Below are 10,019 nucleotides of genomic sequence, written 5' to 3'. Positions count from 1 at the left end.
TTGTAGACGAGGTCGTTCCAGTCCGGGATCTGGTTGTGGATCGGGCAGCCCGTCGGCCCATGGCAGAACGGAATGCCGCAATCCATGCAGCGCGCGGCCTGTTTCTCGACCTCTTTGTCGGACATCGGCAGCGTGAACTCGCGGAAATGCCGGATGCGGTCGGAGGCCGGCTGGTACTTGTGCACCTGCCGGTCGATTTCGAGAAAGCCTGTTACCTTGCCCATAGTCCAGTTCCTGCTGTCCAGATGGTGCGCCTGGCGACGCCCTGCAGCTGGATCAGATGGGGCATCCCGTCCACACATGGGCCGCACCAAGTTGCCCAAAATTCGACTATGTACACTTGCCGGGCTCAAAGCTCGTGAGGGGCTCGCCATGCAGCCAGTTCTCGACTCTAATCGAAGGAGCCGGGGACTCCATCTGCAATACCACGTTGCGGTCCAAAGCTATTTCCAAAGGTTTCTGCACGAGCTGGTTTCCTCTCAGAGACGGCACACGGGTTCAGGGAGGAGCGCATCGCTCGTCTTGCCCCATTGAGTGCAGTCACAGTCACTCAGTCTCAAAAGCCATGCCAACGCGCTCAGCGCGCAGTTAGCGCCCATTGCTTCGAAAAACCTCGTCAGTGCCCAGATGTTGGTTGTAATGAACCTGACATTTGTCTGACGCTGTCAGCTTTTGGACACGCGATCACGCGCTTCGTGCCGCCAGATGGCCAGGCCGAGCCCTGTGTTGCCAGCGGTCGCTTCGATGATTGTACCGCCCCGCGCGTGCCACGCTGTTCGGCATTAACGATCATCGACAACGCAATGCGATCCTTGATCGATCCGCCGGGATTCTGGCTTTCGATCTTGACGAAGCGACGACACCTGCCGGTATCGAATCTCTTCAGTTCGACGACCGGCGTCTCCCCAATCAGATCGAGCACTGACAAATGGCGGACGCAGGCGAGAGGACGCCTTTGTCGACGGTCGGCGGAACATCTCGAGGCTCATGCGGCTGCGGTCTCCAGAATGTCGGCATAGTGCCGTTGCGCAATATCGGGATGCGAGCGCAGTCGGCTCTTCAGCAGTTGCGGAACAGGGGATTGTCGGGGTCGCTGGCGGGGCACCCGCTTCGGCAGCCAGTTCAGGCGGCAGGTCAAGAAACCGTATGTCGGCATCAAGCCGCGCGCCGAAGAAGAAGGGAATAGAAACAGTGCCCTTCGAAAGACCCAGGGCGACGGAAATCATTGCATCGGGCGAGTTCATGCGCCTGAAGCAGCGCTGGCTGCAACTGCTTCATAGCGACAGGCGGGCGGAGACTCTAGCGGGGCTTTCGCCGCTTGGTTGATTGAGGCTCTCGACGAAGCCACTAAGATTCGGCGGCCGATAATAGCTTGCTGCTCATTGGGACGCCGACCAACGCCGGGATTGAGAAAGGCAACCCTGCCCCACAAGGCGGGTGTCACACGTGCGGTGCGTCCGCTCGTCGCGCCGGATGGTCTTTGAGACCTGGGTTCACGGCTATTCAGATGCACCCCTGTCGGCTTTTCGGTGCAGGCCGCCAGGCGGCGTGTTGCAGCAGCGGTAATTAGTTTGAGAGCGTGCGAGCACGGGCTGCATAGTGAGATCATTTGCCGGCGTGGGGACCAAGGTGTGGCGCAGCCTTAGAGAACTCAACACCGAGACCGGAGCAACGGAGACGGCTCTTTCGTCGAGACAGTTTAATTGGAAGGCCGAGAAGCACCGGCTGGGTAGCGTCACGCCGCATCATTCTTTGCGGAGCTGGAGCGCGCGGGATCGCTGGAGCGGCTGGTGAAAGCGGTTGCCGGGGCGCACGCCAACAACAACACGTGAGCTGGCGCCTCGTGTGGCAAAAGGAGGGGGCGAGAGCCCATGGCCTGCAATGAAGCGATCAAGCATTGCGATCGTGGAACCAAGCTGCCTAGTCGACCATCCGGACCGCGGCCTTCAAGCCAGCTCGCCTTGGAATCGGCCTTCCAGGAATCACCGTCAAGGCCGACTCACGACCTTTTCGCCATGAGCCGCGAAGAGGGCATTCCGCCGGAAGCCGATGGCTGCCTTCTCTCGTTCATCGACGGCTATGTGGTGAGCGGCCATGTGCCGGTCGGCACGGTCAACAAGCTCTTGACCGAGCGGCCCGACATCAAAGGGCATGACGCTGCCCGGCATGCCGATGGGCTCCCCCGGCATGAGTGGCACGAAGGAAGCGCCCTTCGAGATTCTCGAAATCCGAAAGTCTGACGCGACCGGCGGCATCTACGCCACGGAATAGGAGGCTTCGATGATGGAATGCATGAGCGGCATGATGATGTTCGGCACGGGCCTGGTGTGGCTGCTTGTCGTCGTCGTGCTCGTCCTCGGGACGGCCGCGCTGATCAAATACCTGTTCTCCAGCGGCGGCAAAGGAGAAGGGCGTCGGTCCTCTTATCGATGCGTGGCCGCGGCAGGCCTCGGATTGGTCTGGACATTGCCTTGGCTCGCCAACCGGATGGCCGCGCCCCGGCCGCGGCGATAGCGCTAGGCAAGACGGTTTTAGCCAGGCGAAGGTCAGCGCGATTGGAAAGCCCGCTGCCTTCGGGACGCATGCCGGCGCCGGGACCGGCCGCGGTCGTCGGCGGCGGCTACCAGAGCGACATGCCGGGCTTCGGGAATGTCCTCACCGACGAGGAGATCCGGGCCGTTCTGGCCTTCATCAAAAGCACATGGCCCGAGCGGGAACGCGCCTATCAGGCAGATGAGCCGCCGGGAGCGGGAGCAGACACAGTGAGACCAATCCTAGCCGCGGAGCCCTCGAACGCCCCCAACCGGAATGCATTGTCCATGAAAGCGAAACCGTCGCTTGCGATTCAATTTCTGGCGCTGATCCTCGGGACCTCCGCGCTGGCCCACCATCCGGGCGCCGATCTCGACAAGATGAGGGACAGCGCGGAGAGGTTCTTCCAGGCGATCGACGAGCAGGCCGCGCCGCCTTTCGAACTGGCCGACGCGGACGGAAGGGCCGTCCGCCTTCCGATCTCTCCGACAAGATCGTGGTGCTCTACTTCATGACGAGGTAACCTTGGAAGAAGAAGGCGACGGCCACTGGCGGCAGGATGGCAAGCACGCTGGCCGCAAAAAGCGGCCCATACTCATAGAAGCGGGCCGGTTCTGTCGCAAATCGTGCTTTTGGCCACAACTGGACGCTTTCGCGCGCTTATGGACCAGCTCACATGACAGGGCTCGACGTGCCCCGGGGTGGCGCCCTACTTCCACGCTCGCACTGTCACACTCCCGCCGAAAGGCGGGTTTAGTGAGTTATGGCAGTGACTGTGCCACCAGTCCAAACGTCGAGTTTCGCGGCAACTTCGACGCTTTCCTTAGCTGACTTGCCCAAAACCAGCGCGGCCAAAGCATACTGCTTGCCGCTCCCGATGGCATAATATTCACCTTTCACGGGATCACTTGGCAGCCAATTGCCGTCCAACAATACGGCTTCCCCATTTTTGCGCACTATCAGCGCCTCAAATTCAAAATTGTCGTCGTTGCGCGGCACAGGAATATCAGAAACATCCATGCCCTTCTCAACCCAGTCTCGAACGGCCTTTGGAATACCCAAGGACGAAGAGGAAACGCCGATGAGTGTGCCGTCGCATAAGCGAAACACCTTCGTTTTCTCACCGACGGATACTGAGTCAAAACCCAAGGCTCGGCCGTCGCCAGCCATGGTTCCGTTCCTGTAAGCTATTGTTGTCATTGGCACCCTTCTATCGCTGCATCAAACTTCAGGACCTTGCGCATGTCCCCTGTGTCAAGGTCACTGACCGACGGCCTATTTGCCTGATACACGATACAGGCTGCGCTCCTTGAGTTCGCGCACGGGTGGCCGTCATCTTGCCGCCTTCGCGCAATGCCTTGAACAGGCCGAGTCTGTCCCCCAGCGGGAATGACAACCACCTCCATGTCGTTGAAACGCAGGAAATCCGTCACTTTGCCTCGTCGGTAACGGGCGGAGCCGGAGCGGTCGTCACCGGGCAAGCGCGGTCGCAGTAGGTATCCTGGGCAGCCCGTCAGACATGGATGGCTTCGGTTGTGTCATGCGACTTCTTGTTGGTCGGTCACGTGTTTCCGGATAACCAGCATGCGCTGTGCCAAATGAGAAAACCATTTAAAGTCAATCCAGCAGATCTGACTGTATTCCGACATTGTCGGAAATTGGACATCGCCGAACGCGGGCGCTCGGGGCTTGTGATGATACTTGGGCGTGCTGCTTCGGAGGAGGGATGCGCCTCGTACCGGCCGCGAAGCCTTCCTGCATTTAAGGCGCCAGATCAATTGAACGCGATGCCGGGCAGCGTCGCAGCGGCTAAGCCAGCCACTCGCATTGCTCCCTGACAGGATGGTGCCGATCCTGCTGAGATCGCATGCTGGCGCGACGTTGCTTTGCGGCCACCGTCGCGCCTGCCCGTGAACTGTTCGCGCCTGTGCTCATGCTCGCCTTGACACCCTCGATGGGTCCATCCGGGATGGTCAACCATCCGGAACATAGCGGGCAGGCGGGCATCTTCACCAGCAGTCTCTGTGTCGCTCTCGTGGCGGCAAACAAGATCGAGGCTGGCGGGGTGATGATCAACGGTCCTCGAACCATCGATTTTGATCGCGGTGGCCGTTCAGTGCGTTCAAGCACGAGGCGCCGTTAGACGGCACCGCAGCATCATAGCGAAGTGCCATGCAGGACGACTCCCTGCAGCATCGTCTCGCGCAGCCAAACACTTGCCGGATCACTGTTGTGAACGGCCGGGCGTTTGACGGCCTGTGACGCGAAAAGGCAACGGAAGATCTAGCATTTATGGGGGAAATGTTTTTTCGGAGTGCTTGACCCGCAGGAAGGGCAGGGCATGACTGCCTATCGCCCGACCCGGCAAGGCCGCACTCATGACCGGCTGGGCTCGGTTAATCCTGCATGCCGCGCCCATGAGGTTACTTGTCCGGAGTGCGTCGAGCACAACGAGGAGATGTAGTTCACGATCTTTGAAAAGCGTGGTCAACCATCCAAAGTGTGGATGCCTTTCATCGAAACAAACGATTTCATCAATGTTCTGGAATCCTGCATGGGCAGAAGCACCTGATGGACACCGATGCCCCCACTGCCTCATGGCGTGGCGAGCGTCTTAAGAAACCGCCCGAAAGGAGATTTTTCATGCGCTCTACCGGGCAGTGGAGTGCTGGGAAAGGGAGTTGCAACTGACCGGCCATGTCAAACTGTCCGACTTCTTCCGAGCCTATGGACAGACCGGGAGACGCGCACGTGTAGCGGCTCACATCGTCATACTGCACCTACGCCACACACCGGCCGGACCTGATCCGGCTTTATGAGCATTGGGCTTTGTCAGTTGCCCAAGCGTGATGGCTTTCGCGACGCGGCGCGCCTCAGGAACTGAGCCGCGTCCAGGTCGAAACGCGGGAAAGAAAGACAGGAAACAGAATGGCCGATCAATTCGCAACGGACGTCATTGCCCTGATCAAGAAACGCGCCGAGTCGGAGAGCGGTGAGGGAATGCCTGCGTCATTCGTCGGCGAGATAACAATCGCCACGGAACTGGACGCGCTCGGGTTCGATTCGCTGGGTTTGGCGGACGTCCTCTGGGATGTGGAGCAGGCCTACGGCATCAAGATCGACATGAACACGGCCGATGCCTGGTCCAATCTCAAGAATGTCGGCGACGTCGTGGAAGCCGTCCGCGGCTTGCTTGCGAAGGAGGCTTGAATGGACAGGCGCGTCGTTATCACCGGAGTGGGCGGCCTGTGCGGACTGGGCACCGACGCCGCCTCTATGTGGAAAGAGATGCGCGAAGGCCGCTCCGCCATCGGCCCGATCGCCAATTCCGAGCTTCATGACCTGGAGGGCATGACCGGCGCTGAGATCAAGGCGCTGCCCCAGCACGACATCAACCGGGGGCATCTCATCTCCATGGACCGCTTCAGCTTGCTCGCCGTGCTTGCAGCGCGCGAAGCCATGCGGCAGGCCGGACTTTCCTGCGACGAGGGGAATGCCCATCGCTTCGGCGCGACAGTGGGCGTCGGATTTACCGGTTCGTACGCAACAGAACAAACTTACCGCTCACTGCTTTTGGGTAGCGCAATCCGTGCTGAACTCTTCACTGGAGTAAAGGTGATGCCCAGCGCCGCTTCCGTCCATCTTAGCTTGAGCCTCGGCTTGCGCGGGCCGGTCTTCGGGGTGACCTCCGCATGTGCCTCGGCCAACCATGCGATCGCCTCGGCGGTGGACCAGATCAAGCTGGGCCGGGCCGACGTAATGGTTTCCGGGGGCAGCGACGCACCCTTCGCATGGGGCGTGCTGAAAGCATGGGAAGCAATGCGCGTGCTTTCACCCGATACCTGCCGGCCCTTCTCCGCCGATAGGAAGGGCCTGGTGCTGGGCGAGGGTGCGGGCATGGCCGTGCTGGAAAGCTACGAGCATGCCACGAGGCGTGGTGCCACAATTCTTGCCGAGATCGCCGGCGTCGGCCTTTCCGCCGATGCCTTCCACATTGCCGCGCCATCTGTCGAGGGGCCAGCGTCGGCGATGCGCGCCTGCCTTGCCGATGCCGGGCTGAATGCCGAGGACGTCGACTACCTCAACGCGCACGGCACCGGTACCAAGAGCAATGATCAGACTGAAACGGCGGCGATCAAGCGTGTGTTTGGAAACCACGCTTATTCGATGTCCATCTCTTCCACCAAGTCCACGCACGCGCATTGCCTCGGCGCAGCGAGCGCGCTTGAAATGATCGCCTGCGTGATGGCAATCCAAGAGGACGTCGTGCCGCCGACCGCCAACTATCGCGAGCCAGATCCCGCTTGCGACCTCGACATCACACCCAATGTGCCGCGCGAGCGCAAGGTGCGCGTCGCCATGAGCAACGCCTTCGCCATGGGCGGTACGAACGCAGTTCTGGCATTCAGGCAGGTGTAGAAGCCATGCAAGACGCCTCATTCGAGGTCACCTGTCGTATCTAGCTGCTTGAGGGGCGGGGCATTGTGATACAGGGAGGGCTGTGGGGTCCCTCCTTCTCGGCCTCGACGATGTGGGAGGAGCCTGTGCGGCGAAACGGGCTAGACGCCCCCAGGCCCAGAACTTGGGCGAAACCAACTCCCACCAAAGCACAGCCGCTTTAGTAGCCGAACAATGAAGCCTCGCTCGACGAGCCGCCGCCTCTACTGTCAGCGGCATCACGCGGTTGAAGCGAACAGCGCAGCGGCTACTGTTTCCCGCACAACTCGGACGGCAATTGGGACAAGTCCGCACATGTCGTCACGTAAGCTGAACGCCGCAGGTACAGCCAAATTGGGGGCGGGGCGTTTCTGCCGTTTTGATAGAATTCTATCAAACTGACAATTTTCCTTGCACGAATGCAAGGAGAGCTCGATTGACTCCCCTCCTTTCTTGTCAAGGATGGGTTTGCAGGCTGCGGTGCGGCAGAAGCCGGACAGAACGGCGACCGGTCGAGTAAAGGCCTGCGCAAACAAGCGCGCATATTGCGGGCGCCCGCACGGAGGAGAAGACGCTCGTCCTGGTGAAAGACAACGATGCTCAGGCGCCATTGCCATTTGCCGAGGGGGTCCGCGCGCCGGAAATTTCGAAGCAACAAAGGTGAGATCGAGAATGATGATGGCGAAATACAACACAGCTCACCGTCCAGTGCAGTTCTACCGGCGGGTGGCGGAGTGGGATGGGCTGCCAAATGGAACGTAAAAAGATCAGCAAGGAGATGCTTGGCGATAGTCAGGCGCTGCGCAAGCTGCGTGAGCACCTTGTCAAGGTGGCCAAGGCGAAGACTACGGTCCTGTTGCGAGGTGAATCCGGAACCGGCAAGGAGCTGGTTGCCAAAGCCATTCACGAGCTCTCGCCTCGCGCCAAGCAGCCCTTCATCAAGGTCAATTGCGCGGCGCTCACCGAGACGCTTCTGGAATCTGACTTGTTCGGTCATGAGAAGGGTGCCTTCACCGACGCGAGCAGTTTGCGCAAGGGGCGCTTTGAGGCTGCCGACAAAGGCACATTGTTTCTGGACGAGATTGGCGAAATATCAGGTTCGTTCCAGGCTAAGCTGCTGCGTGTCCTGCAGGAGCAGGAGTTTGAGCGCGTCGGCAGCAACCACACCATTAAAGTTGATGTTCGCGTGATTGCCGCAACGAACAGGGACTTGGAAACGGCAGTTCAACGCAAGGAGTTCCGGCAAGACCTCTATTATCGCATCAACGTCGTCACTTTACGCGTGCCGGCATTGCGCGAAAGGCGAGGTGATATTCCGCTCTTGGCCGCTCAGTTTCTCAAGAATTTCAATACTGAGAATGATCACACGCTGACCTTCGCTCCCGAAGCGATTGAGGTGCTAATGAACTGCGAATTTCCAGGTAACATCCGAGAGCTCGAAAACTGCGTTCAACGGACGGCAGTTCTGGCGACGGGTCCATCAATCCTCAGAACTGACTTTGCCTGTTACGCGGATCAGTGCTTGGCCGCGGCGCTGTGGAAGAACGGACAGCCGACGTCAGAGAAGTCGACTACGATCGAGCCTTCCGCCGCCTGTGCCGCCCCGCCCGTCGGCGACGGGCAAGCGCCGATAGGCCCTGCCACGACTCGTGGTAGGGTGCCCGATGCCGATACGGTCATTGCTGCCATGGAAAAGTGTGGCTGGGTGCAGGCAAAGGCGGCGCGCCTGCTCGGTTTGACCCCGCGCCAGATCGGCTACGTGCTGAGAAAACGCGGTATCGAGATCAAGCGTCTCTGAAACAACCCGCCGAGCAAGAGCTGGAGCAGGTCAAGCATTGGTGCTCTGGCGCCGAGCCCATCGGCCAGGCTTACGAAGTGGGTGTGAACAGCGCTGCCAAGATTCCGGCCGTGTGCTTTCTACCACCAGTCGTACTGGGGCTCTGCGACTGACAAACTAAAAAGGAGTAATCCTCTGGCGGGACCTGGTCGATACATTAGCTGATGGCTTACCGCTCGATATCACGCAATCTGAGATGGGCATGAAAGTGAGTTCGACCGCTGGACAGTTGCCGACTTCGTCAGGTATTGGCCCCTGCGACCGGTTGATCTCCGATATCCAAATTCTTGGAAGTTGGTCGAGACGAAACTGTCGCCCCGGCTCGTGACCGACCGCGCGCCCGGCAAGATCGAGTTACAAAGTTGCCGAGGCAGTTTGATGTGCGTTCCTGCATCACTGTACGGGACACGACCTGACGGGAGACTATGATGCGTAGCCAAAAAGAAAAGATGCTCGCAGGCGAGTTTTACAATGCGGCGGATCCGGAGATCCAAGCTGACCTGTTGGCAACCGGGGCTTGGCTCAAGCGGTACAATGATACGCTGGGGCAGACCACGGGGCATTGGCATGAGCTTTTGTCCGAGCGGCTGGGAGAGGTTGGGCGCGGAACGGTCATCCGTCCGCCCTTTTTTTGCGACTACGGATTCAATATCCGCATTGGAGCCAATGCCTACATCAACTTCAACTGCGTTATTCTTGACGTGGTAGAGGTCAAAATCGGGCAAGGAACGGCAATTGGGCCTGCTGTGCAGATTTATACCGCCGATCATCCACATGATGCCGAGCAGCGGCAGGCCGGCCTGCAGGTCGGGCGTCCTGTTCACATTGGCAGCCGTGTCTGGATCGGCGGTGGAGCAATCATTCTGCCTGGCGTCACGATTGGTGATAATGCAGTGGTAGGCGCTGGCTGCGTGGTCACACGAGATGTTCCCGCCGGGGCAAAGGTAGTGGGAATTCCTGCTCGCGTGGCCGACCCACATAAACAGGCATAATCAACCTCGTTGACCCTGGAGGTGCATGCGAACTGTCGAAACTGTGCCGAATTTTTGTCGAAGCCATTGAGCGCTGCATATGTTGTCGCGACTCGGGCGCTTCAGTTCTTTTGCCACGGGGGTCACAAGATCATGTGCGTAATGCCGCCGCAACGTGCTCACGTCCCGCAGCAGCGGACCCTTTCACATGGCCCAACGAATTCAGAGCCTACGTTGTGCTG

General features: G+C 59.6%; 7 protein-coding genes and 6 pseudogenes. 7 read left to right on the top strand and 6 right to left on the bottom strand.

Annotation, left to right across the window (positions count from 1 at the left end):
- From gltD to EN906_RS38005, 4 pseudogenes are all read right to left on the bottom strand, one after another.
- Positions 1-224 (bottom strand): annotated as a pseudogene (gltD, locus tag EN906_RS01535) (glutamate synthase); the annotation flags it as partial.
- Between the two features lie 41 nt (positions 225-265).
- Positions 266-429, bottom strand: a pseudogene (locus tag EN906_RS01530) (thioredoxin domain-containing protein); the annotation flags it as partial.
- Positions 430-707: 278 nt separating this feature from the next.
- A pseudogene (locus EN906_RS01525) lies at positions 708-977 on the bottom strand (pyridoxal-phosphate dependent enzyme); the annotation flags it as partial.
- 8 nt (positions 978-985) lie between these two features.
- Positions 986-1,190 (bottom strand): annotated as a pseudogene (locus EN906_RS38005) (isopenicillin N synthase family oxygenase); the annotation flags it as partial.
- A gap of 801 nt (positions 1,191-1,991) precedes the next feature.
- Here EN906_RS38005 and EN906_RS01515 point away from each other — a divergent pair.
- The 3 genes and pseudogenes from EN906_RS01515 to EN906_RS38890 all read left to right on the top strand — a co-directional run.
- Positions 1,992-2,271: pseudogene (locus tag EN906_RS01515) on the top strand (DUF411 domain-containing protein); the annotation flags it as partial.
- A gap of 9 nt (positions 2,272-2,280) precedes the next feature.
- Positions 2,281-2,514, top strand: a complete 234-nt coding sequence (locus tag EN906_RS38000) for a hypothetical protein (protein WP_127312611.1) — start codon at positions 2,281-2,283, stop codon at positions 2,512-2,514.
- A gap of 41 nt (positions 2,515-2,555) precedes the next feature.
- On the top strand, positions 2,556-3,047 hold the full coding sequence (locus EN906_RS38890; RefSeq protein WP_244514239.1) for a cytochrome c: 492 nt from the start codon (positions 2,556-2,558) through the stop codon (positions 3,045-3,047).
- A gap of 238 nt (positions 3,048-3,285) precedes the next feature.
- Here EN906_RS38890 and EN906_RS01500 read toward each other — a convergent pair whose 3' ends face one another.
- Entirely contained in the window at positions 3,286-3,702 is a 417-nt protein-coding gene (locus EN906_RS01500; RefSeq protein ID WP_063169404.1) for a hypothetical protein, read from the bottom strand.
- 1,758 nt (positions 3,703-5,460) lie between these two features.
- On the opposite strand from EN906_RS01500, the gene EN906_RS01495 reads away from it, so the two are divergent.
- Positions 5,461-5,742 (top strand): acyl carrier protein, encoded by a 282-nt coding sequence (locus EN906_RS01495; RefSeq protein ID WP_029356603.1) that lies wholly within the window; start codon positions 5,461-5,463, stop codon positions 5,740-5,742.
- Positions 5,743-6,951, top strand: a complete 1,209-nt coding sequence (locus EN906_RS01490; protein WP_095794006.1) for a beta-ketoacyl-[acyl-carrier-protein] synthase family protein — start codon at positions 5,743-5,745, stop codon at positions 6,949-6,951.
- A gap of 257 nt (positions 6,952-7,208) precedes the next feature.
- Here EN906_RS01490 and EN906_RS01485 read toward each other — a convergent pair whose 3' ends face one another.
- On the bottom strand, positions 7,209-7,661 hold the full coding sequence (locus EN906_RS01485) for a hypothetical protein (protein WP_127262932.1): 453 nt from the start codon (positions 7,659-7,661) through the stop codon (positions 7,209-7,211).
- A gap of 62 nt (positions 7,662-7,723) precedes the next feature.
- Here EN906_RS01485 and nifA point away from each other — a divergent pair.
- Positions 7,724-8,767, top strand: a pseudogene (gene nifA, locus EN906_RS01480) (nif-specific transcriptional activator NifA); the annotation flags it as partial.
- 464 nt (positions 8,768-9,231) lie between these two features.
- Entirely contained in the window at positions 9,232-9,798 is a 567-nt protein-coding gene (locus EN906_RS01475; RefSeq protein ID WP_024505228.1) for a sugar O-acetyltransferase, read from the top strand.
- Positions 9,799-10,019: the final 221 nt, after the last annotated feature.

This window comes from Mesorhizobium sp. M7A.F.Ca.CA.004.06.1.1 (assembly GCF_003999135.1).
Taxonomy (GTDB): Bacteria; Pseudomonadota; Alphaproteobacteria; order Rhizobiales; family Rhizobiaceae; genus Mesorhizobium.
This window is presented reverse-complemented; position numbering and strand designations above follow the sequence as displayed.